This is a genomic window from Pseudoalteromonas sp. NS-SX12 (assembly GCF_057367955.1).
Genome location: NZ_CM170635.1, coordinates 1,318,942 through 1,343,519 on the forward strand (window position 1 = coordinate 1,318,942; position 24,578 = coordinate 1,343,519).

The 24,578-nt window shown below is 42.0% G+C and carries 15 protein-coding genes; 12 read left to right on the top strand and 3 right to left on the bottom strand.

Annotation, left to right across the window (positions count from 1 at the left end):
• The first annotated feature begins 1 nt into the window (after position 1).
• The 8 genes from malQ (at position 2) to AC2IOM_RS20285 (ending at position 14,034) form a co-directional block, all read left to right on the top strand.
• Entirely contained in the window at positions 2 to 2,008 is a 2,007-nt protein-coding gene (malQ, locus tag AC2IOM_RS20250; RefSeq protein WP_486359953.1) for a 4-alpha-glucanotransferase, read from the top strand.
• A complete protein-coding gene (gene glgB / locus AC2IOM_RS20255) occupies positions 1,995 to 4,193 on the top strand; it encodes a 1,4-alpha-glucan branching protein GlgB (RefSeq protein ID WP_486359954.1) in 2,199 nt (732 codons plus the stop codon). Before malQ ends, glgB begins: the two co-directional genes overlap by 14 nt.
• Positions 4,193 to 6,319, top strand: a complete 2,127-nt coding sequence (gene glgX, locus AC2IOM_RS20260) for a glycogen debranching protein GlgX (RefSeq protein WP_486359955.1) — start codon at positions 4,193 to 4,195, stop codon at positions 6,317 to 6,319. Before glgB ends, glgX begins: the two co-directional genes overlap by 1 nt.
• Position 6,320: 1 nt before the next feature.
• Positions 6,321 to 8,831 (top strand): glycogen/starch/alpha-glucan phosphorylase, encoded by a 2,511-nt coding sequence (locus AC2IOM_RS20265; protein WP_486359956.1) that lies wholly within the window; start codon positions 6,321 to 6,323, stop codon positions 8,829 to 8,831.
• Positions 8,824 to 10,143 (top strand): glucose-1-phosphate adenylyltransferase, encoded by a 1,320-nt coding sequence (gene glgC, locus AC2IOM_RS20270; protein ID WP_486359957.1) that lies wholly within the window; start codon positions 8,824 to 8,826, stop codon positions 10,141 to 10,143. Before AC2IOM_RS20265 ends, glgC begins: the two co-directional genes overlap by 8 nt.
• A gap of 9 nt (positions 10,144 to 10,152) precedes the next feature.
• On the top strand, positions 10,153 to 11,700 hold the full coding sequence (locus AC2IOM_RS20275; protein WP_486359958.1) for a glycogen synthase: 1,548 nt from the start codon (positions 10,153 to 10,155) through the stop codon (positions 11,698 to 11,700).
• Between the two features lie 84 nt (positions 11,701 to 11,784).
• A complete protein-coding gene (locus AC2IOM_RS20280) occupies positions 11,785 to 12,702 on the top strand; it encodes a polysaccharide deacetylase family protein (protein ID WP_486359959.1) in 918 nt (305 codons plus the stop codon).
• Positions 12,703 to 12,849: 147 nt separating this feature from the next.
• Positions 12,850 to 14,034: a hypothetical protein gene (locus tag AC2IOM_RS20285; protein ID WP_486359960.1), complete on the top strand. Its 1,185-nt coding sequence runs from the start codon at positions 12,850 to 12,852 to the stop codon at positions 14,032 to 14,034.
• Between the two features lie 110 nt (positions 14,035 to 14,144).
• Here the strand turns inward: AC2IOM_RS20285 and rimI are convergent, their stop codons facing one another.
• The 3 genes from rimI to AC2IOM_RS20300 form a co-directional block, all read right to left on the bottom strand.
• Entirely contained in the window at positions 14,145 to 15,248 is a 1,104-nt protein-coding gene (rimI, locus tag AC2IOM_RS20290) for a ribosomal protein S18-alanine N-acetyltransferase (protein ID WP_486359961.1), read from the bottom strand.
• 2 nt (positions 15,249 to 15,250) lie between these two features.
• A complete protein-coding gene (locus AC2IOM_RS20295; protein ID WP_486359962.1) occupies positions 15,251 to 16,693 on the bottom strand; it encodes a RimK family protein in 1,443 nt (480 codons plus the stop codon).
• A gap of 325 nt (positions 16,694 to 17,018) precedes the next feature.
• The gene (locus tag AC2IOM_RS20300) at positions 17,019 to 18,215 is read right to left on the bottom strand and encodes a helix-turn-helix domain-containing protein (RefSeq protein WP_486359963.1); all 1,197 of its coding nucleotides are present in this window, start codon (positions 18,213 to 18,215) and stop codon (positions 17,019 to 17,021) included.
• A gap of 181 nt (positions 18,216 to 18,396) precedes the next feature.
• On the opposite strand from AC2IOM_RS20300, the gene AC2IOM_RS20305 reads away from it, so the two are divergent.
• The 4 genes from AC2IOM_RS20305 to AC2IOM_RS20320 all read left to right on the top strand — a co-directional run bounded on the left by AC2IOM_RS20305 (position 18,397) and on the right by AC2IOM_RS20320 (position 24,518).
• The gene (locus tag AC2IOM_RS20305) at positions 18,397 to 18,828 is read left to right on the top strand and encodes a DUF6326 family protein (protein WP_486359964.1); all 432 of its coding nucleotides are present in this window, start codon (positions 18,397 to 18,399) and stop codon (positions 18,826 to 18,828) included.
• A 387-nt stretch (positions 18,829 to 19,215) separates the two neighbouring features.
• Positions 19,216 to 21,411 (top strand): TonB-dependent receptor, encoded by a 2,196-nt coding sequence (locus AC2IOM_RS20310; protein ID WP_486359965.1) that lies wholly within the window; start codon positions 19,216 to 19,218, stop codon positions 21,409 to 21,411.
• Between the two features lie 820 nt (positions 21,412 to 22,231).
• Positions 22,232 to 24,088, top strand: coding sequence for a S8 family peptidase (locus tag AC2IOM_RS20315; protein ID WP_395387944.1), 1,857 nt, complete (start codon positions 22,232 to 22,234; stop codon positions 24,086 to 24,088).
• 190 nt (positions 24,089 to 24,278) lie between these two features.
• On the top strand, positions 24,279 to 24,518 hold the full coding sequence (locus AC2IOM_RS20320; protein ID WP_336436636.1) for a hypothetical protein: 240 nt from the start codon (positions 24,279 to 24,281) through the stop codon (positions 24,516 to 24,518).
• Positions 24,519 to 24,578 lie beyond the last annotated feature (60 nt).

Genomic DNA, 24,578 nt, shown 5'->3' on the forward strand with positions numbered 1-24,578 from the left:
CGTGAATGAAGTAGAACAATTGTGCTATCTACAAGGGGTAGCACTCGATTATGTCGACTATTACGGCCAACAAAAGCGTATTGACGATAACGTAAGGCGCGCCATTCTTACGGCATGTGGTCACCATGTGCACGATAACGAGTATGTCCGCGATAAAAATCGTAAATTGGATGGTTTACCTTGGCAGCAGGTGTTGAGCGAGTTTCAAGTTACATCATCAGAAAACGCGTTTTTGACAGTACGTGCACAGACGTTTGAGCCTGAAAAGCAACTCGAATTAGTAATTGCAGACAACCAACAAGAGTGCTGCCGTTTATCGGTATCACTTAACGATAGTATGGAAGAGGGCAATTACGTATTAGATGGTGTGCGCTATTCTCAGTACCGCATTAAGTTGCCAAAACTAACGCCTAATTATTATCAGGTTGAGTTAATTTATCGCTCTAACATAACCACATCGCAAGCTTTTAATGGCACGCTGGCAGTTGCTCCTGTGAGTTGTTACTCATTGACTGAGCAGCAAAAGGTGTGGGGCATTTCGTGTCAGCTTTATACCCTTCGTGATAAACGAGAAAGTGGCTTTGGCGATTTTTCGTCGTTGAAAGAGCTTATTCAGCGCAGTAGTGAAAAAGGCGCGGATTATATTTTGCTTAATCCACTGCACAAACTGTTTGTCACTGAACCAGAGCGGGCTAGCCCTTATAGCCCAAGTGACCGCAACCAAATTAATCCACTTTATATCAGCCCAAGGCTTTGCGTTGATTACTCATTGCCAAACGGTGAGTATCGAAGTAATGCAACGCACATCGATTATCGCCAAGCAACCACCCATAAATTTAAATGCTTTAAAGTGATGTATTTAAATTTCTGCGAATTGGAATTAGCAAACGCAACGCAACGAGCGAACGAGTTCCGCGAGTTTGTTGATCGCTATCAAACCTGGCAGCTTTCTGAATTTGAATATTATTTGCAGTGGGTTGCCAAAGAGCAACTGGATTACTGTCAGCGCTATGCCAAAACCAAAGGCATGACGATCGGGCTTATTTTAGATCTAGCCGTAGGCTGTACCCGCGATGGCGAAGAGTATAAGCGTAATCAAGCGCTGTTTGTGGAACATGCAAATATTGGTGCGCCGCCTGATCCATGGGCCCTTGATGGGCAAGATTGGGGATTGGCTGTGCCCGACCCGTTGAAACTAAAAGAAACTAATTTTGCCCACTTTATTAGTTTAATTCGCGCCAATATGACCGCCGGCGGCCTGCGTATTGATCATGTTATGGGGTTATTGCGGCTTTGGTGGTGTGTCACTGTCGATGAGCAACCAGCAGGCTGTTATGTGTATTATCCATTTAATGAGTTACTGGCGATTTTATGCTTAGAAAGTCATCTAAATCAATGTGTTGTAATTGGTGAAGATTTGGGGGTTGTGCCACAGCAGATTAAGCAAAGCTTAGACAAGGCGCATGTTTATGGTAATGATATTTTTTATTTTGAAAAAGATCAGAACGGGCAATTTATCGCGCCACAAGCGCATCGCAAACATGCAATGTTGATGATAGCAAATCACGATGTCGCGCCATTTTATGCGTGGTGGCAACAGCGTGATATCGAAACACGAAAATCGTTTTCACTTTACTCAAACCCTGAACAATTTGGCTACGATATAACGCAGCGTGAGCAAGATAAATTAGCCTTGCGCGAATGGCTAAAAGCGGCAAACACATTACCAAATACAGATGATGCGAGTGCTATTTATGCCGCAGTTGTTGCGACACTGAGCGCATCAAACTCGCAATTTTTATGTTTACAACTGGATGATCTTAGTGGCGAAACCTTCGCAGTCAATATTCCAGGAACCGATCAAGAATACCCTAACTGGCGACGTCGCCTATCACGCAATTTGCTTACTATTTTTGGCCCAATGTCCCATGAAGAGCAACACACCAGCGTGCAACAACAGCGATTTTGGCAGTTGCTAAATGCTAGGAGAAATAATGTCAGTAGCTAACTTTGCTTCGTTCAATGAACTTAACGAAGCACACAACACGTTAGAAAAAGCACATTCGCTGCACCGTGGCGATTTTATCGATGCGTTTAGCTTTTTGGGTAAACACACTATTAATAATGAATTAGCGGTAGTTCGCTGTTATATACCAGGCGCTAAAAAAGTCGCGATTTGTAGTGAAAATCAACAATTAGCTTTAGAAAAGTATCAAGATACCGCGCTTTTTCAGTTGGTAGTAAGTCACAATAAAGTCGCCGAGCCAATTAAACTTGATATCGATTATGGTGATTGTCAGGTGCAGCGTTACCATGCATATAGTTTTGAATCGAGCCTTGATAACGAAGCAATGTATTTGTTTAATCAAGGCACGTTGGCACATGCATATCGTCACTTTGGAGCACATTTTGTAACCCAGCAAGGGGTTAAAGGCACGCGTTTTTCCGTGTGGGCACCCAATGCAAAAGCGGTGTCAGTAATTGGTGATTTTAATCATTGGGATGCCAGTTGCTACCCAATGCGCTTTCACCCAGCATCTGGGGTGTGGGAAATTTTTATCGGGGAAGATTTAAGCGATAAAAATTACAAATACAGCCTGCTAACCGAGCACGACCAACGCATAGAAAAAGCCGACCCATTCGCGCTGCAAATGCAGTTGCCGCCCCATACGGCCTCGCGGGTAGCTAGCTTACCAAAAGCTCCTGCGCCAATTTCGCCAATTAATAAATTCAATCAAGCAATTAGTATTTATGAAGTGCACTTAGGTTCGTGGCGTCGCAATGTTGAGCAAGGTAACGGTTATTTGAGCTACCAACAACTTGCCGAACAATTGATCCCGTATGTGTTAGATCTTGGTTTTACCCATATCCAATTAATGCCAATCAGTGAATTTCCATTCGATGGCTCGTGGGGCTATCAACCCGTTGGCCTTTATGCGCCAACCAGTCGCTTTGGCGATATTAATGAATTTGCCGAGTTTATTCGTCAAATTAAAGCCGCGGGACTAGGCGTATTGATTGATTGGGTGCCGGGGCATTTTCCAAATGATCCGCATGGCTTGGCCATGTTTGATGGCACTCATTTATATGAACATGCCGATAAACGCCAAGGCTACCACCCTGATTGGAATACCCATATTTATAATTACGACCGTGCTGAAGTGCGCAGCTTTTTGCTGTCAAACGCCACATATTGGCTAACAGAGTTTGGTATTGATGGTATTCGTGTCGATGCAGTGGCATCGATGCTGTACCTTGATTACAGCCGCGAAGAAGGGCAGTGGGTAGCAAATTGTTATGGCGGCCGCGAAAACCTCGGAGCCATTAGTTTACTGCAGCAAATTAATGCCAGTGTCTATGGCGAAAACCCAAATATTGTCACGGTTGCTGAAGAGTCTACTGCATGGCCGGGGGTGACCAAACCCACTGACCAATCGGGTTTAGGTTTTGGTTTTAAATGGAATATGGGTTGGATGAATGACAGCCTAGAGTATATGAAAAAAGATCCCATATACCGCCGCCATCACCATAACGAGATGACCTTTTCATTAGTCTATGCGTTTAGCGAAAATTATATTCTGCCGCTATCGCACGATGAAGTGGTGCACGGTAAAGGCTCACTAATTAATAAAATGCCGGGCGATGACTGGCAAAAGTTTGCGAACTTACGTGCATTTTATGGCTTTATGTGGGCACATCCAGGTAAAAAACTACTGTTTATGGGCGGTGAATTTGCTCAATATGATGAGTGGGATCATGATAAGAGCCTAGACTGGCATTTACTTAATGAGGCTAAACATCAAGGTATTTCTAACCTTATAAAAGCGTTAAACACAACCTATAAAGCCACTGCGTCACTATACGAAAAAGATAATAGCGGCGAGGGCTTTCGCTGGATTGATGGCGGCAACACCGATCAAAGCGTATTTAGTTTTATTCGTAAAAGTAGCAGCGAACCAAATGTAATAGCGATATGCAATTTTACGCCCGAGGTGCATAAAAACTTTAAATTAGGTGTACCAAAAGCAAAACGGTATCAGTTGGTATTAAATACCGACGACACGCAATTTGGTGGCAGTGGCGTATTAGTTGAAAACGAATTACCCGTAATCAAAGAAGATAATCATGGCTTCGAATACAGTATATCGTTAACGCTTGCGCCACTTGCGACCTATTATTTGGTGGCAAAATAATGGTCTCAGCCCGTTTTGCAATTCGCCCGGGAAACACCTCGCCACTGGGTGCAACCCCAAGTGAAAACGGCACTAACTTTGCTATTTTTTCTGAACGCGCAACTAAGGTTGAGCTGTGCTTGTTCGATCAAAGTGGTCACAGCGAGATAGCGCGTATTCCACTTTATCGCGATGAGCAAGATATTTGGCATATTTTTATTCGCGGTGTGGGACAAGATCAGCTCTACGGTTACCGAGTTTATGGCAAATACAACCCGAAAAAAGGATGTTACTTTAATCCCAACAAACTGCTGTTAGATCCTTATGCAAAATCATTGTTTGGTGAGTTTAGCTGGGGCAATGCGCACAGTGCAGATGAAGTGTTTTGGCAACTTGATTCGGCAATGGATATGCCAAAATGTAAAGTATCAACACTGCCTTATTACACGGGTACTAAACCGAATATTCCGTGGCATAAAACGGTTATTTATGAATGCCATGCCAAAGGCGCCACTAAACAATATACCTCTATTCCCGAGGAATTACGCGGTACTTACTTGGGTTTAGCTCACCCCAACTTTATTTGGCATCTAAAAAGTTTAGGCATTACAGCCATCGAGTTGTTACCAGTGCATAGTTTTATTAGTGAAGCGTTTTTACCAGAAAGAGGCCTTAGTAACTATTGGGGTTACAACACCCTTAACTTTTTTACGCCGCATTTAGCTTATGCCCATACTAAGCAAGAACGAGAGTTCCAGCAAATGGTATCGGTACTACACGAAGCGGGTATTGAAGTTATTATTGATGTGGTTTTTAACCATACCGCTGAGGGTAACGAGCAAGGGCCAACCTTGTCACTTCGCGGCATTGATAACCAAACTTACTATCGATTGCAGCAAAATAATTTTGCCTATTATGTAAATGATACTGGTTGCGGTAACACGCTAAATATTTCACACCCTAAAAGTTTACAGCTGGTAATGGATAGCTTGCGCTATTGGGTGCAAGTGTATGGGGTTGATGGTTTTCGCTTTGATTTAGCCAGTATTTTAGGCCGTGACCAAGATGGCTTTAAAAAACACCACACTTTCTTTCAAACCCTCGCGCAAGATCCCGTATTAAAAGGCATTAAGCTTATCGCAGAGCCTTGGGATTTAGCGATTGATGGTTATCAACTCGGTAATTATGTTGCTCCGTGGCGTGAGTGGAACGACCAATACCGTGACACAGTGCGCAGCTTTTGGCGTGGTGATACCAGCATGCTGCCTGAGTTTGCTCGTTTCTTTCACGGCTCAAGCCATTTGTTTGAGAAAAAAGGACGTTCGGTTACCTCTAGTATTAACTTTATTACCGCCCACGATGGCTTCACCTTGGCCGACTTAGTCAGCTATACCAATAAACATAATCTAGCCAATCAAGAAGAAAACCGCGATGGTCACGATCATAATTTATCGACCAATTGGGGCGTTGAAGGGCAAACCGAAAACAGTGAAATCAATGCATTGCGTTTGCGTGCGCAAAAAAACCTGCTGTTAACCTTATGTTTATCTAACGGTGTGCCAATGCTGTGTGGCGGCAGTGAAGTGGCACATTCGCAAGGTGGCAACAACAACGCCTATTGCCAAGATAACGAAATAAGCTGGATTGATTGGCACGCTAACGGGTTAGACGAGCCGCAACAGCATCCGCTGTATCAGTTTATTAGTCGCGCTCTAAAACTACGCAGTGAATTTTCGTTGTATCGCCAGAGCCACTTTATTCACGATGATGACCCGCGATTTAGTGTTACCTGGTTAAACGAACACGGTGCGCTAATGCAAGACAGTGATTGGCATAACCCAGACGGCCATTGCCTTGGTTATTTAATGGAAGATATTCAAGACGATAAAGCACTTTTACTGCTGTTTAATGCATCCAGCAATAACGTAATGTTTAAGTTGCCGGAGCAAGAAGCGCATCATTGTTGGCGTATTCGACTGTCATCGCATTCAAACGAACGGGATGATGAATGCGTAAGCCCAGGACAAATGCTCACCCTGAGTAGCTACAGCGCATGGGTGCTTTCAAGCCACATTAAAATGCCCGCCAATAAGCAGCATGCAACAGATACATCCCAAACGTTCAATTTAACTAAGCAAGGAGTTTAGTGTGAACAAGCAATCAAATTTAGCCGATAAAAAAACGCCTTTACCTTCAAGCATTATTGAAAATTCAGATCTGAGCGAAGACTTATATCGCCATTTTTATTACACCTTAGGACGCGATCAGGTCAATAAATCGCAGCGTTATTTGTATCAAGCGCTAGCACTTACCATTCGTGATAGGTTGGTGGCAAAGTGCCGCCAAACCAACCAACAGCGCGATAGCGCACCACATAAACAAGTGGCGTATTTATCGCTCGAGTTTTTAATGGGTCGTGCGCTAAATAACGCGATTTTAAATTTAGATTTAGCACCTGAAGTAACCGAGGCGCTTACCCAATATGGCAGTGAACTTGAGCAAGTTGCTGCGGCTGAACATGACGCAGGCCTTGGCAATGGTGGTTTAGGACGTTTAGCGGCGTGCTTTTTAGATAGCTGCGCAACACTAAAACTACCTGTGGTTGGCTACGGCTTACGCTATGAATATGGCATGTTTAATCAATCACTTGAGCAAGGGCGTCAGGTTGAACAGCCCGATCACTGGCTACATGAAGGTCATCCGTGGGAAATAGCTGCACCAGAGCAAAGCCAGCGAGTGAAATTCTTTGGTCATGTGGAAGTGTATAAAGACAAACATGGCCGCGAGCATCGCAACTGGGTAAATACCCAAGATGTGTTAGCTGTGCCCTATGATGTGCCGATCCCAGGTTATCGCAATGATGTGGTTAATCGCCTACGTCTTTGGAAAAGCGAAGCAACAGAAGAATTTGATTTAAGAGAGTTTAATGCGGGCAGTTACCCAGAAGCGGTAGCCAAGAAGAACCAAGCTGAACAAATCACTATGGTGCTTTACCCGAACGATGCCAGCGAAAACGGCAAAGAGCTGCGTTTACGTCAGCAATACTTTTTATCAAGCGCAACACTGCAAGACATCATCGCAAAATGGGTAAAACAATACGGAGAAGATTTCCATAACTTCCCGAAATACCATGTTTTCCAATTAAACGATACACACCCAAGCATAGCAGTGGCAGAGCTGATGCGTATTTTACTTGATGATCATCAGCTTGATTGGGATAAAGCATGGCAAATTACCTCAAGTACCATGGCATACACCAATCACACTTTGTTACCGGAAGCATTAGAAAAATGGCCAGTCAGGTTATTTGAGCGTTTACTGCCTCGTTTACTTGAAATTATTTACGAAATTAATGCGCGTTTTTTACAGCAAGTGGCCACCTGCTGGCCGGGTGATACGCAAAAACAACGCGATATGTCGCTAATTGAAGAAGGGCCAGAGCCCAAAGTACGTATGGCATATTTGGCCATTGTTGGTTCGTTTTCGGTAAATGGTGTGGCAGCGCTTCATACCGAGCTACTCACTAGCGGCTTATTTAGCGATTTTTATGCGCTGTGGCCAGAGCGCTTTAATAACAAAACTAATGGGGTAACACCAAGACGTTGGTTGTCGCATTGTAACCCTAAATTAGCGCACCTAATTAACCAACAAATTGGCGACGAATGGGTCAGCGATTTTAGTAAAATTAATGCGTTACGTGCAAAATTTGATAACAAAACGCTGCATAAAAAATGGCAACAAGTAAAGTTTGAAAACAAGCAAGCGCTGGTGGATTTAGTAAAACGTGAAACTGGCGTGGAGTTTGATGCAACCATGCTGTTTGATGTGCAAGTAAAGCGTATTCATGAATATAAGCGCCAGTTACTCAATATTTTGCATGTTATTCACCTTTATGAACGCATTCGCGAAGGGGAACTTGAAGGGTTTACACCACGCTGTGTGTTATTTGGTGGTAAAGCAGCGCCTGGTTATTTTATGGCGAAGCTGATTATTCGCTTAATCAATCATGTGGCGGATGCCATTAACAATGACCCAGCTGCCAAACCTTATTTGCGTGTCGCATTCTTGCCTAATTATAACGTTACGGCGATGGAAACCATCTGCCCTGCAACCGACCTCTCAGAGCAAATTTCGACGACTGGCAAAGAAGCGTCGGGCACTGGCAATATGAAGTTTATGATGAATGGAGCACTGACCATTGGCACATTAGATGGTGCAAATATTGAGATTTCAGAGGCTGTAGGCCTTGATAACTTCTTCTTATTTGGTGCCAAAGCTGAGCAATTAGCGCAAATTCGTGAGCATTATAACCCCAATGACATCATTGCAAATTCACCAAACTTATCACGTGTGATTACATTGATTGAAAGTGGTCATTTTAACTTATTTGACCCAGACTTATTTCAGCCGCTGATCAACTCAATCCGTGATAACCATGAACAATGGCTCACTGCTTACGACTTTGACAGTTACGTTAAGGCGCAAGAAGCCGCAGCTGCACTGTACCAAGACCAAAGTGCTTGGACCCAAAAAAGTATTTTAAATACGGCCGCATCAGGTATGTTTTCGAGCGACCGCACCATAAGCCAATACAACTCAGATATTTGGCAAGTTAAGGCAATCGAATTCAACAAGGCACAAGGAGAACGTAATGCCTAATTCCGCAAATCGTTATATAAGTAACCTTACCCGCGACACCTATGCACTGATTTTAGCTGGTGGCCGGGGCTCGCGTTTAAAAGAATTAACCGATTGGCGCGCAAAGCCTGCGGTGTATTTTGGCGGTAAGTTTCGCATCATTGATTTTCCGCTGTCGAATTGCATTAACTCGGGCGTGCGCAAAGTAGGCATAGCAACACAATATAAATCCCATAGCTTAATTCGCCATGTTAATCGCGCGTGGGGTCACTTTAAAAAGGAACTAGGTGATTCAGTTGAGATTTTACCAGCATCACAGCGTTACAGTGACGATTGGTATTGCGGCACGGCCGATGCGGTGTATCAAAATATGGATATTATTCGCCACGATTTACCAAAGTACGTAATGATTTTATCGGGTGACCATGTTTATCGTATGGACTATGGTGAGTTGATTGCTAAGCACGTAGAAACGGGCGCGGATATGACGGTATGTTGTTTAGAAGTGCCCGTGGAAGAAGCGGCAGGCGCGTTTGGTGTAATGGCCGTAAACAACGAAAAACGTGTTCAACGATTTGAAGAAAAACCAGCGAATCCTGCGCCATTACCGAACGACCCAACTAAATGTTTAGCGTCGATGGGTAATTACGTATTTAATACTGAGTTTTTATTTGAACAATTGAAAAAAGACGCGCAAAACAGCTGTTCTGGCCGCGATTTTGGCCACGATATCATCCCATCTATCATTGAAGAGCATAATGTGTATGCGTACCCATTTAGAGATACCCGCCAAGGAGGCACACCATACTGGCGCGATGTTGGTACACTAGATTCGTTCTGGGAAGCCAATATGGAGCTAGTGTCACCAACACCTTCACTTGATTTATATGATAGAAACTGGCCAATTTGGACTTACCAAGAACAGTTACCGCCCGCTAAATTTATTTTTGATGACGAAACACGTCGCGGCATGGCAGTGGATTCAACAGTGTCAGGTGGTTGTATTATATCAGGCTCAACCATTCGCAAATCACTGCTTTTTTCAAATGTGCATGTGCATTCGTATTGCACAGTGGAAGAAACCGTTGTGTTACCGGGCGTTGTGATTAACCGAAACTGCGTCATTAAAAAAGCCATTATTGATCGTAGCTGTGTTATTCCTGAAGGGTTAAGCATCGGCGTTGACCACAAACAAGATGAAGCCAATGGCTTTAGAATTTCAAGTGGCGGTGTGGTACTTGTTACGCGCGATATGATTGCTGCGCTTGCAAAAAAGTCGCAAGAAGCAGATACCGAAACGAATAAATCTTCAAGCCAAGCGGCGATTGCATAAGAGGACTGTATGCGAATTTTGATGTTAGCGGCCGAAAACGATTGTATTTCGGGCGCGAAAGTTGGCGGTGTCGCCGATGTAATTCGTGATGTGCCAAAGGCACTTGCAGAGCATAATATTAATGTGGATGTGGTGATCCCCGATTATGGTTATTACCACAGCCATTACAACGGCGAGTGTGTCGCAGAAGCGAGCTTTTCATTCGCTCACCAGCAGCACATTGCTTATCTTTATAAATTGCACGCAATCTCAAGCGACAAAGTAACCCAGTATGTAGTGGTGCATCCGCTCTTTCAACAAGCTGGAGAAAGCCGGGTTTATTGTCATGATGAAGATAACCGACCATTTGCCAAAGATGCCACCAAGTTTGCGCTTTTTTGTAATGTTATTGCCGAGTGTATTTTACAAGGGCATTTAGCGGCAGACATTTTTCATTTGCATGATTGGCATGCGGCAACTTTAGCTGTGCTTTTGAAGTTTGATACACGCTATCGCGACTTTACCAATACTAAGCTGGTATACACAGTACATAATTTAGCGCTACAAGGTACGCGACCATTTAACGGCGATGATTCAAGCTTAGAGGCGTGGTTTCCAAGTTTAAGCTACGACGGCCAACAATTATGTGACCCGCGTTATCCGTTTTGTTATAACCCAATGCGCGCAGCAATCAGTTTGGTTGATAAAGTACACTTTGTATCAGACAGTTATGCCGAAGAGGTGCTAAGTGCTAGCGACCATCAAAATGGCATTTATGGCGGCGAAGGGCTTGAACAGGTACTTGCAGACAATAGCGACAAACTGGTAGGCATTTTAAACGGGTGTGAATACAGCAATGAGCCTGAGCCTAAGGTCACGCTCGATTGCTTTTTACGCAGTAGTAAAACTTGCCTTCGAAACTGGATGAGTCGTTTTGAGCAATTAAAAACCGTGCATTACCTTGCCAATGAGCAAATTTCACTATGGCAAGATAGCCCTCAGTTTAAAGGCCCCATTGTTTCGAGTATTGGCAGGTTAACTGAGCAAAAAGTGCGTTTATTACTTGAACGCGCTGATGGTGAAGTGGCACTAAGTACAATGCTTAATCACTTAAGCGAAAAAGGCGGTCGTTTTATTATGCTTGGCAGTGGCGACAGCCATTACGAGTTTTTGTTAATGCAGCTTATGGCAAAGCATAGTAACTTTTTGTTTTTAAATGGCTATGGGCAAAGTTTGTCGGACGATCTATATCTACTTGGCGATCTTTTCTTAATGCCGAGCTCGTTTGAACCATGTGGCATAAGCCAAATGCTTGCGTTAAAAGCAGGGCAGCCGTGTATTGTACATGGAGTAGGCGGTTTAAAAGATACGGTCAAACACCGCGAAAATGGTTTTGTGTTTGAGGGCAATACCATTAGTGAGCAAGTACACTCGCTGCAAAGCGTATTTAACGAGGCACTAAACTGTTACATGAACGACACCACACAATGGCAAACTCTGGTGCACACCGCTAAAGCCAGCCGCTTTAGTTGGCAAAGCAGTATCGAGCAGTATTTAACTAAACTGTATAACCACTAATGTTATAAATAACAGTTAGTTGCATTGTTTAAATTAAATACCAATGTTAGGGTGACTAAATAACACTAGTCACCTTTTTTATTTATGAAGCCTTTTTTATTAATCACATCTATTGTTGTTACTTTGTTATTTTCAAACAGCGTAAGCGCAAAGCAAATCGCCTTTACATTTGATGACGCACCGAGGCAAGCAACTGGCTATTTTGATGGGCCAACGCGCGCGAAAACACTGATTAAAGAACTAAACGATCACGGCATAAAACAAGCGGCATTTTTTGCAACCACACGCCATTTAAATAAAGAGGGTAAAGCGCGATTAAGAGCATACGCCAATGCCGGGCATATTATTGCCAATCACACCCATACCCATCCTGATATCAACAAAACCAGCTTAGTAGATTATTTGCAGGAAATTACAACCGCCCATAACCAGATTAAAGACTACCCAAACTTTAAAGCTTGGTTTCGCTTCCCCTATTTGCGAGAAGGTGACACCCAACAAAAGCGTGACGGAGTACGTGCTTATTTAGCTAAAAATGATTACAGCAATGCATATATCACACTTAATAACTACGACTGGTACATTGAAAACTTATTTCAAGATGCGCTAAAAAATGGCAAAGAAGTCGACTTTGATAAACTAAAAGAGTTTTACATTGATGTAATTGTACAAGGCGCACAATACTACGATGAATTGGCAATAAAATACCTTGGTCACTCGCCAAAACACGTTATTTTGCTGCATGAAATGGATATTACCGCCCTGTTTGTTGGTGATTTAGCAGATGCTTTTCGCGAAAAAGGATGGCAAGTTATCTCGCCAGAAAAAGCCTACCAAGACCCAATTGCCAGCTACCAAACCGAGCGCACTATGAAATACAACCCCGGTCGCATTGGCGAAATTGCAAAAGACAAAGGGCAAACTAAACAGCTTTGGCACAACACCTTAGATGAAACGTATTTAAAAGCGCGCTTTGACAAGGAAGTGGTGAAAAGTAAATAAAGGTCAAAACGTATTTATAATGGGTGGCTTTGTTGGCTATAGCGCGGTTATCTTAATTGTGGGGTTGTTGGTGATTGTAGCTAACCCTTTTTGTTTGTTACTCTGATATAGAATACATCAATTAAAAATATGCATTTAAGGGAATAAATGTCACCACTAAAGTTAATCATAATCGTATTATGTCTGACAGCTTGTCAGCTAGTTGCTTTTGAAGTACGCGAGTCTGTACCCGGATCTGCATTTCAAAAAGAAGCCATTGAACAAGAACGAAATGTACTCGCTCCTTTCACAAATTCTAAACAGCAAAATAAGCTTATTGATGCATACGTAAAAAGCTATAGTGCAGAACTTAGGCATAAAGCATTGCCAATTCTAAAAGAGCTAGCAGCAAACAATAATATATCCGCGATTCGTTTGTTAGCGTTATTAGAAAGTAACGGTGATTTAGGCTATGTATCATATGCCATTTTCGATAACCATAAAGCGCTGTTGCAAAGATATTTCCCCGAAACGACAAAGACAATTCTGCAGCCTAATCAAGTGTGGAGCCCTGTAGTAAAGTCAAAATTAGAAATGCTCGATAACATCTATCAAACGTACTTACCTGTGTGTGAGCAACCACTTGAAAACATGCCCGTTACACTAATTGGTGAGGAAAAAGCAACACTTTACATGGGATATCTTGAACGGTGTTTGCATCGTTATACTTTTTCTAATCCAAGCTTAAGACTTATCGGTTTGTCGGAAATATATGGCATCCATTGTGAGTTTGAGAGTGTAAAAACACCTTGTTTAAAAAGTGGCTATATGTCCCTCGCTACAGGAAAGATGAATAAAAACAATCTGGCTTCAATTGCTTATGCACTGTTTAATGAATACGTGGCACGATATCAGCTTATGCGTCCCAAAAAAGATAAGCCTAAAAAATCCTTAACTCAAGAAGCAGCCCACGATATAGCATATGTGCTGAAATTTTATCAAAATAATGATGTTGAGAGTACTTTAGCTGAACTCGACAAATTGGTTAAGCAACCCAAATTAGCCGAGCAGGATCGCGCTTACTACAAGTTTATTCTTGTGCAGTTACTTTATGTTGAGAATAAACAGTCGGCTCGCGTTGATGAGCTATTTAATTCTTTGATTGCTTCAAGCTACCTTCCTTTTGATGAGTACTGGACCATCTTCGATAGTTATACACAAATACTGTTCAATGAAAAAAGATATGAGACTGTGATTAGGCTATTGGCCAATGAGTTCTTAAAACACGATAAAAACAACAATGCGTTATCTCAAACACACTTAAAGAGTATTTTGGCAAGTTTACCTAAGTAATTGTCCGTAAAACAACTAAGTAAGGTCTATTCATTTTGATTTAGAGAAAAATAACGAATATACCTACTTTATTTTGTGAAATGTGTTTTCGCTTTTATAAGTTCAGTGTATTACTTTTGATTTGACACAACTACCGCTGTTTTAAGACGTTGGCTGCCAAAGGCGGCCATTGATTGAAATGCCTCGATGGCAACGGGTAAATGTTGGCAATCAATATCGCTTTGAATAGGTTCGTTTACATCAGGGTCGTGCACATAAACGCATTCATCGTCGATGCCTGTAACCAATACCCAATGGGGCGCTTTCATACCGTCAAATCGGTAGGTGCTAATGAGTACAATCACCGCATGCCCTTGCTGTAATTGCGCTTGCAACCACTCAAAATTGAGCTCTTGATAACTTATATTAATGCCTAATTGTTGGCAGTCGCTTAGCATTTCATAGTGAACCCGTTCAATCACCTGTTTTTTTGTGAAATCGCGAACGCTGTCAATAAATAGCGGTGCATTGGTATTTACCATAACTTGGCTGATAAACCCGCGTTTATGCGCCGCAAGCGCTAAACCAAATGGGTGGCAGCCGCCATGCCCTGAGGTCATAAAAATGGTGGTGGCTTCACGCCAAATTGCCAGTTCTTGCTCGACCCAATTTTTGTTATTTGGCGCCAGCGCTGACATTGCCATAATTAGGCTTGCTGGGCCGCAAGTAAACTCTGTGGTCTGTCTAAACCAAGGCGCAGCTAAGTGCGCCCCTTGCTCGGTATTGGCGCGAATGCGTTTTTGCATTCTGAGTGCATCACTGCTGTCAGCATAATAGGCTGCAAACCGGCCAAACACACGGTAGCCAAGCTTTTCATACAAATTAATAGCCGCTTGGTTCTCTGCTGCGACTTCAAGGCGAATGTAAAAGCGCTTGTGTGCCTTAGCAAGGCTTTCAATCGCCGTTAATAATTGCTCAGCAATGCCTTTCCCGCGCATTTCAGGTAATACCGCTAACGAATAAATGCGCCCGAGGCGGGTGCCTTTGTGTAGCCAAATTAATACGTAGCCAACGACTAAGTTGTCGTTTTCTGCAACTAATAATTTACTGTGCTCCGACACTAAATAGCGTTTAAAGCTGCGCCGACTGATTTTATCACTATCGAAACAGCGGTTTTCAATGGCAAGTAATGCAGTAAGGTCGTTACTTACTGCATCACGAATACGGCATGCCATGGTTATTTGCCTCGGCTTTCTAAACGGCGTAAAAACTCCGACATAATTTGCATATACAGCTCTTCGCCGAGGTATTTATCTTCAACACCATGGTCGATGCTTGGATTGTCGTTTACTTCAAGTACAAAGGCTTTGCCATCGACTTCTTTAATATCAATGCCATAAAAACCATCGCCAATTACCGCAGCTGCTTTTAATGCGCTACTTAGCACTGCTTTAGGCACTTCAAATGTCGGTAAACTATCAAACGCGCCTGAAAAGTTGCGTTTTGATTTATGGTTATAAATTTGCCAGTGATTGCGCGCCATATAATAGCGGCAAGCATACAGTGCTCGGCCATTAATGACGCCAATGCGCCAATCGTAATCGGTAAACATAAACTCTTGCGCCAGCACCAGCGCTGATTCTGCAAATAATTCGGCTAAACGTGTTTTTAGTTCGTCATGGGTTTTAACCTTAAATACCCCTTTAGAAAACGAACCTTCAGGCATTTTAAGCACTAATGGGTAGCCAAAAGTGCTCTCGAGCATAGCGATAGTATTGGGGCTTTGATCTGCCAAAATATGTGTTTTTAAGCTTGGCACTTTTTGGTAGTTAAACGCATCGTGTAAAAACACTTTATTGCAGCAACGTAAAATAGACGTTGGGTCGTCCATAACCACTAGGCCAAGTTTTTCGGCGTGTTGCGCTAAGCGATAAGTATGGTGATCAATACCTGTGGTTTCACGGATAAATAAGCCATCGTAATGTGCTAAATTCACGCCGCTGCTAGCTTCCACTGTATGTACTGCAATGCCGAGCTTTTCGCCTGCTTTAATAAAACGACTTAACGCACCTTTGTTACTCGGCGCTGATGCTTCTTGTTGATTAACCAACATAGCAACATCCCAACGCATTTTTTTAATGCCTTGGCGTTTTTTCCACGCAGTGTTTGCAAGCTCGCTTACCACGCTATTAAAAAACTCTTTTTCTGTGTCGCTTAAAACGGAAAAGCTCAGCATTTCAATGGTGAGTGTGAGCTGCTCTGCACCACATTTAATGGCAACACGTAGAACCGGCACCGGGTATTCTTGATAAACCAACGCTGCCAGTTTTTGCATTTTTTCATCTTGCATACGACCAAAACAAATTAACAGCGAACAGGTTTCGCCGTCGTGACAAACGGTTTTATCTAGGTACTTTCTCGATACTAAAATTTGGGTTGGCGCGCGCAAGTTATTAAGCGTTTTTACACTCGGTAAAACGTCGTGGCCACGGGCTTCTGCTAATAATGAGCAGTAGTAGCCTTGGCTTAAATAGCGGCTGCTTTCGCAAAGGTTTATAACACGCGTTTTAGGCTCATCACGCTTCGGATAGTCTTTTAGGTAAGTTGCAAAATCAATTGCTTTAATATCGTTATGTGATGTGGTTTGAGTGTCATCAACCACAATTAAGGTTTTCACCATGGATCATTCCAAGTAGTGTGGATGATGCTTTGGCACATCAAAACTGACGGTTGCAGCACACCACTTATTTTAAAAAATAGGGTGCGAATAGAATTATTTATGCGCACTGAAGTCTTGCAAAAATTTTCGTGAGTGTGTCATGGCAAACGGGGCTCAGCAAGCAATATAGGTGGGATTTATCACGATTTATTTTTGTTGTAATGACAAACATTTTTATTGGAATATCAAAAGTGTAAAGGTCAACATACGCTAGCTGTTTCTTGATGAAAAACAGCTCTTACATTCTCTTAATTCTTGCTGCCAAATTAAACCCAATTGCTAATAGTTAAGCGATGGCGTTTTGCTTTCTAAATTCACTCGGTGTTACCCCAGTTTGTTGTTTGAATGCTTTGTAAAAAGAAGAACGCGCGTTAAACCCCGCTGCTAAGGCAATATCGAGCACCGAACTTTGGTTTGCAATAATGTGTGGTTTTGCAGCCTCAATGCGCCATTGGTTTACATAATCAAAAAAATTAAGGCCTAACGTTTCATTCAATGTTTGTGAAATGTAATTGGGCGAAATAGCAGTATGCTTAGCCAGCTTTTGTAAAGATAAGCTTGAGTCTAAGTAAAGCTGCTCATTTTCCATTACCGCATTTATTTTTTCGGCAATACGTGCTGATTGCGCTTGGCTAAGTGCAGAGCGTTGGTATTTTTGCTGGCAGTTATCGCCTTGATGTGGTTTTTGGTTTTGTTGGTCTTTGATTTCTGCTGTGGCATCGCCTAACACAAACGCGTTTTCACCTATCAGTGCGGGTTTTTGTTGTAAGCCAAAGTGCGCCAAACTCCAAAGTAAAAGGAGCGATAGCAGCGCCTCAACTCTGGCATTAAACAGCACATTATTAAATAAGCTTGATGCAAATAATGTGGTGAGAGAAAAAAGCCAAACGCACAGTGCGCTAAAGAGCAGCCAATTTACCCATTTTAACTCTTTGTTTTCATTGTTAGAAAAAACATTTTTTAGCTCTTTTCGATAATCGCTCAAACGGCGAACAATACAATACAAGGTATAAACGCAGTGCAATAGCCAAAGCACCATCATAATCAACATGGTGGTAAACAATGTGCCAACAAGCGGGTGATTTGCAGTTACATCGTCAATAAAAATAGCGCGGTGAACATCGCTTGGCAGCATTAATATCATCACTGAAACCACCAGTGCGGGAATAACTAACACACCGTGCACAGCATGTTTTTTAGTGAATTTCCATGGGGTATTGCAGGTGATCCCCTCAATATAAAACCAAAGTGACGGGCAAAGTACAAAAAGGGTGGGGAATACCAATGCGGTATAAATCAAATACGCACTTTCAAACAGGGTTGCCACAATAGAATTCATAGCAAGTAATCCGCATGCTAATAAAAATACTGCTAAAGGCATAAAAGTGGCGTTAGCGTGACAGCGAGAAACTAATAGTGGCACACTTAAACTAATTTGCCCCACCATTATGATGGTGAGCACTAGTACTATTGGGTCGGTCACTGTTTACTTCCTTTTATTGAAAAATATCCATTTTTACAGCAAAAAAGTGTCCGCGCTTTTAGTCTCGGACGACTTAACCCTTTATAAATTATATTGTTTATTTCAGTCAAGCGAGGGGCAACGCAATAAGAACAACACGCGTCCATAAAAATGGGCGCAATAAATTAATAATGGAGTAAGCATGAGTAAAACTAACCAGATGCCAAGTGGTTTGGTAAACGACACCATAAATGTAAAGCTTAAATTAGCAGCACTTTGGGCTGCTGTGATGTTTTGTTATGTTTATGGTGATTACATCGAGGTGTATGTGCCTGGGGTTATGTCTAACGCGATGGCGGTAAGTGCCAATAGTGAAGGGCTACAAGCAAAATTTTTTGCAGTAGCGTTTTTAATGTCTATTCCAAGTGTGATGGTATTTTTATCGTTAGTCTTAAAACCCACTGTTAACCGCTGGTTAAATATTATTATTCCCGCATTATTTGTGCTTTTATTAATAGGGCTAAACCTAGAAACTACGTGGATTTTTTACCTTTATTTAACAGCGTTAGAAATTATATTGTCGCTTGCGACCATTTGGTTTGCATGGCGATGGCCTAAAAATGACGCGTCTTGATCTGCTTTAAATTGATAGCTGTGGCGCCAATTAACTTGTTTTTCATAATCGTTTTGGCGCTATTTTCTACACAAACAAGCATCCGTTTTATAGATAACCCATCCTAATGGCGAGAAATAATCACGAAATTTATTTAACTTTTGCGATATTTTTATGAAATAAATGCTAATATTGCTTTTTGTGTATTAATCGTTTGGTAACGCAGCTGTTAACTGTTTGATTTACCAAGATTACATATTAATTCGATATTGCAAAATAATGATGTGGTTAAAATACAACCCCTTATTGTTGCGCAAAATTGAAGCGAAACGATTATAAATTACCGATTAACTGTCGTGCTAATCCATTATTAGCAATTACTCGGTATGAGCAAAAAGGCGCTACTTAATGACAACATCCAATTCTTTCTTGCGTTTTAGCAAGTTAAATTCAATCACCCTTTCTTTGATTGCAGCTTCAAGCTTTGCCACTGTGGCGAATGAAGCAAACGAAACGCAAACAGCTAAAAAAGATATCGAAGCGATTACGGTAACAGCTACCAAGCGCTCGCAGGTTATTTATGAAGTGCCTATTGCGATGAGTGCGTTTAGTGGCGATAAACTAGCTGAACAAGGTATCTCTGAAATTACTGATGTAGGTAAATTTGTTCCTAACCTAAACATCACTGGTTTTTCAGCAGGTCATAACTCATCGGCTAACCCGTTTATTCGTGGTATTGGTTTACAAGACCACCTGATCACAACGGATCCTGGCGTAAGTGTTTATGTAGATGGTGTTTATTTAGGTCGCCAAGTAGGTCAAAACTGGAACCTAGCAAACATTGAACGTATTGAGGTATTACGCGGCCCGCAGGGTACGCTTTATGGTCGTAACTCAATTGGCGGTGCGATTAACATCATCACCAAACAAGCAAACAGCGAGTCGGTTACTAAACTTTCGGCTGAAGTGGGTACGCGCGAACGTGTTAAAGGTGATGTATTTATTAACCGTGGTCTTACTGACAACTTAGCTTTTAACTTTAACGCAGGCTACAACCAACGCGGTGGCTTAGGTGAGTTTATTAATTTGCCAGAAGCAAAATACGATGTAGGTGAAAACCGCGAGTTCCACGGACGTGTATCGGTTAAGTACGATGCAACCGATGATTTAAGCTTTGTGGTAACAGCTGATGCAAATGATGCAGAAGGCGGCCTTCGCCCGTACACGACATTAATTGATGAAATGCCAAATGGCGCATATTACACAGGCATGCGTTTTGGCAGCCCAACACCAACGGGTCCATTACGTAACTCTGATGTAGCAGCAGACCCATACGACAACGCAACAGGCTCGATTGAAGTAACGGAAGTAACCAATAAAGCAAACGGCGTGTCGCTTACCACTAATTACGACATTTCAAACGACCTTGGTGCGAAATTTATTTTAAGCAAACGCTCGTCTGAATATAAAGCGGGCCTTGATGATGACAGTACAATTTATGCACTTGATCATTACCCAGAGCGCGGTGAAGCTGACCAAACATCTGTTGAGCTACAGCTAAATGGTTATTTAGGTCAGTTTGATTTTGTATCGGGCCTATATTGGTTTGAAGAAGAAGGAAGCAACCGTCAAGGTGCTGATTCACGCTTCAATGGCGGTGCAAACTTACTTGAGCTAGACCAAACAACAACAAGTAAAGCGGTATTTGTGAATGTTGGCTACGACATGACAGACGATTTACGTGTATCGGGCGGTTTGCGCTATACCCAAGATGAAAAAGAAGCAACGGCAAATGTAGGTATTGGTCCAACGTATGCGGAAGATGATTGGAGCCAAGTAAGCTACGATTTATCGGCTAATTACACCCTTGAAAATGGCTTAAACGTGTACGGTAGCATTCAAAGTGGTTACCAAGGTGGTCAGTTCCCAGCGCGTCCTTACTGTTTATTCGGTGATGCAAGCTGTTTTGTTGCGACTGACAATATTACTGCGGTTAACTACGAAGTGGGTTTAAAAGGTCAAGTTACAAGCAACTTTAGCATGAGTGTTGCGTTATTTAACACTAACTACGATGACTTACCTTACCAAGTTAGCACGACTTCGGAAGGTGGTTTTGATACGCGAAACTTAGTGGTTTCACAAACGTCACGCGGTATCGAGTGGGAAGGTACCGCTTATATCACTGATAACTTTAGCATACACACTAGCTTAGGTTATATGGATGTTGATGTAGATGAACAAGACGGTGTGAAACCTGTTGCACCACTTACACCTGATTTAACGGCGTCAATTAGCCCAAGCTATGAGTTTGCGCTGTCTGATGGGTCAATAATCAATACACGTATTGATTACTCTTACCGCAGCGACATGTATGGTGAGCCGAGCTCAGATCCAAATCGTTTAACTGAAGTTGAAGCGCGTAGCCTAGTTAACTTTACCGTGGGCTACTCTCCGGCAAATGCAAACTGGCGCGTTGACCTATATGGTCGTAACATCTTTGACGAACGTTACGATGATGCGCGTTTAAATACTGGCGATTACGTATTAGTAATTAAGAGTAATGACGCAAGCGAATTTGGTGTACGTTACTCAATGACATTCTAATTATTACGTGATTAACCTTTTGGTTAGAAATATTGGTTGTGCTTACGCTGTAACGTTAACTCGGTAACAGCGCATTGCGAAAAGTATTTCTAACTCAAACCTAAGGTTACGTAAAAAGCAAAGATAAAAGGCGCTTAGGCGCCTTTTTTGTGTTGTTACATCAATAAATTCAGTTAACCACATCATTTAGTTACGCTGTTTAGAGCAGCCGCTTTCGCTTTTATAACAAGCAAAAACAACAGGCATGGATCAGTCAAAATTAACAAGACCTACAGTTACCTACTTTTTGTGATTTGAATAAAACGTGAGTGAATATAAGGGTTTTAGACTAAAGCTCATGTTTACTTGCTTGAATATATAAATACGCATATGAAATGATTATTTAGTTAATTTACATTTTGTTTACATTCGGGTTTTAATTGATTTGCAAAAAATGGGCGCTGCATATCGCAATATAAATGTGGTTTTCGACTTGATCAGCAATGTAAGGCAAAATCGGGGTTTTTAGTTAACCTTACTGCATCGTAAATTTATAAAGCAAAAGGTATTGTTTTTTAAGTTTTTTCACTCATTCTTTTTTATTATTTTGTTTCCTCGGTTACAAACTTTTACAAAGCATAAACTATTTAGAAATAATTACCATTTAGATTTTTGTATCTAATATTTGTGATTAGTAATCTTATTTAAGTATAAATAATTCATCATGCAACACCCTTTTATCGGTACAAATGTTAATAAAATGAAAATGAAGCTTTGATGTGTTTGTTTTTTGAGCTAGGTTTTTTAGCAGTACTTAACCCCAAAGCAACAAGGAAACGTCATGTTTAAATATTCAAAAACAATGTTACTCATAGCAACGGTGTGTTCTGCTAATTTTGCCCATGCAAATAGCGATAAGTTGATTCAAGTAAATGCCAGTAAACAAGTACCAAACAAGTATGTTGTAGTATTTAACTCAGTACCAAAAAGTCTAGCGAGTGGCGGTATCGCTGAACAAGCTAAAGAAAATGTCGACAAAATTCGTGGTAAATATGGCGTTAATGCCAATAAATTGTTTGGTAATACCCTAAACGGCGCACAGTATACGCTGTCGAAAGGTCAGCTAAAACAGTTATTAAAAGAAGATCTTGTTCAATTTATCGAGCCTGAGCAAATTATCTCGGTTGACCCAATCGTATCTAGCAATGCAAACCAATCAAATGCGATTTGGGGTTTAGATCGCATTGATCAGCGTGATTTACCATTGGATAGCAATTATTCATACAACTTTGATGGCTCAGGTGTGACTGCTTACGTAATTGATACTGGTGTTCGTAATACGCATAACGAATTTGGTAACCGTGCAAGCAGTGGTTGGGACTTTGTAGATAATGACTCGGATGCATCTGACTGTAATGGTCATGGTACGCACGTAGCTGGCACCATTGGTGGTCAAAACTATGGTGTTGCAAAGAACGTTAACATTGTGGGTGTTCGCGTATTAGGCTGTAACGGCTCAGGTAGTACGTCGGGCGTTATTGATGGTATTAACTGGGTGAAAAACAACGCTAGCGGCCCGTCGGTTGCGAATATGAGTTTAGGTGGCGGGGCATCATCGGCAATTGACCAAGCGGTTGAGGCGGCGGTGGCTTCGGGCGTAAGCTTTGTGGTTGCAGCGGGTAATGATAACAGCAATGCCTGTAACTATTCTCCTGCACGTGCAACAACGGCGATTACTGTTGGCTCGACTACGTCAAGTGATAGTCGTTCAAGTTTCTCAAACTATGGCACATGCTTAGATATTTATGCGCCGGGTTCGAGTATCAAATCAGCGTGGTATAACTCAGACTCATCTGAGAATACTATCAGTGGTACATCAATGGCATCGCCACATGTTGCGGGTGTGGTGGCACTTTACCTTGATGAAGACAATAGCTTAACGCCAGCGCAAATCGACAGTAAACTTTCAGCTGGTGCTAGCAAAAACAAAGTATCGGATGCTAAATCGGGTTCACCTAACGAGTTGTTATATGCGCTTGAAGGCACAGTTGACCCAGAGCCGCCGGTTGTAACAGAATTGATTAAAGATCAAGCCGTATCGGCTGCAGGTGCTGCGGGCAGTGAAACCAGCTACTTTGTTGACGTGCCAGCGGGACAATCGAGTTTATCTATTTCACTTTCGGGTGGTCAGGGCGATGCAGATCTCTATGTGAAACAAGGCTCAGCTGCCACCACAGGTAACTATGATTGTCGCCCATATAAAAACGGCAATAACGAAAGTTGTGAGTTTAACACCCCAGCGGCTGGCAAATATTACGTGATGCTTCAAGGTTACTCTGCATATTCAGGCGCAAGTTTAGTCGCTACGTATAGTGCTGATGGTGGTTGTACGGATTGCCTAGATAACGGCGTACCGATGGCAAACTTATCGGGCGATGCCAACAGTCAAGTATTCTTCAAAATTGAAGTACCAGCAAACCAAACACTTACGGTAACCACAGCGGATGGTAGCGGCGACGTAGATCTGTACGTGAAAAAAGGTGCTCAACCAACGACAACTGATTATGAATGTCGTCCTTATCGCTGGGGCAATAATGAGTCATGTAGTTTAAGCAGTGGTGCAACGGGTGGAACCTACCACATCTTACTTAACGCTTACTCTGCATACGCAGGCGTTACGCTAACAGCAAGTTATTAAACATTAAGTTCTCTGAAGTTAAGCCAGCGTATTCGCTGGCTTTTTTATGAGCTGACGTTTCAGATGAAGACACTGTAATTGGTTTGTGTTTATCGGAGTATATGAAATAAATAGTTGTTTATATTGTAATTAGCCTCATACCTTGCCAGTATAATTCTCTTCAAATTAACACGTTACTGTATGGATGCAGATGCCACCGCTTATTAAAAACGCAAAAGCGCCAACACTTGGCTGGGTGATTATCATTATGTTGCTCTTTCTCATTCCCACTATTTTTTATATTGAAAGCGGCGCTATTCCTGCGGGGCGAAGCGGTGAGGCAATTTTACGAGAAGAGTCTCCGGTATCATTTTGGTTCCATATAATTGGTGCGAATACGATTTGGCTATTTATGCTTTATCTTTATATAAAAGCACGTAAAAAATCGTAGATTTAAATCATCTCAACTTGCCAATAAAGGCGATTAGGGTTACTGTTTTGTACCTGTTTT

Excerpts from the sequence above, each read along its gene's own strand:
- AC2IOM_RS20310 (WP_486359965.1), top strand. The coding sequence starts at position 19,216 with ATGACAACATCCAATTCTTTCTTGCGTTTTAGCAAGTTAAATTCAATC.
- AC2IOM_RS20295 (WP_486359962.1), bottom strand. The coding sequence starts at position 16,693 with ATGGTGAAAACCTTAATTGTGGTTGATGACACTCAAACCACATCACAT.
- AC2IOM_RS20305 (WP_486359964.1), top strand. The coding sequence starts at position 18,397 with ATGAGTAAAACTAACCAGATGCCAAGTGGTTTGGTAAACGACACCATA.
- glgC (WP_486359957.1), top strand. The coding sequence starts at position 8,824 with ATGCCTAATTCCGCAAATCGTTATATAAGTAACCTTACCCGCGACACC.
- rimI (WP_486359961.1), bottom strand. The coding sequence starts at position 15,248 with ATGGCATGCCGTATTCGTGATGCAGTAAGTAACGACCTTACTGCATTA.
- glgX (WP_486359955.1), top strand. The coding sequence starts at position 4,193 with ATGGTCTCAGCCCGTTTTGCAATTCGCCCGGGAAACACCTCGCCACTG.
- glgB (WP_486359954.1), top strand. The coding sequence starts at position 1,995 with ATGTCAGTAGCTAACTTTGCTTCGTTCAATGAACTTAACGAAGCACAC.
- AC2IOM_RS20320 (WP_336436636.1), top strand. The coding sequence starts at position 24,279 with ATGCCACCGCTTATTAAAAACGCAAAAGCGCCAACACTTGGCTGGGTG.
- AC2IOM_RS20315 (WP_395387944.1), top strand. The coding sequence starts at position 22,232 with ATGTTTAAATATTCAAAAACAATGTTACTCATAGCAACGGTGTGTTCT.
- AC2IOM_RS20275 (WP_486359958.1), top strand. The coding sequence starts at position 10,153 with ATGCGAATTTTGATGTTAGCGGCCGAAAACGATTGTATTTCGGGCGCG.
- AC2IOM_RS20280 (WP_486359959.1), top strand. The coding sequence starts at position 11,785 with ATGAAGCCTTTTTTATTAATCACATCTATTGTTGTTACTTTGTTATTT.
- AC2IOM_RS20285 (WP_486359960.1), top strand. The coding sequence starts at position 12,850 with ATGTCACCACTAAAGTTAATCATAATCGTATTATGTCTGACAGCTTGT.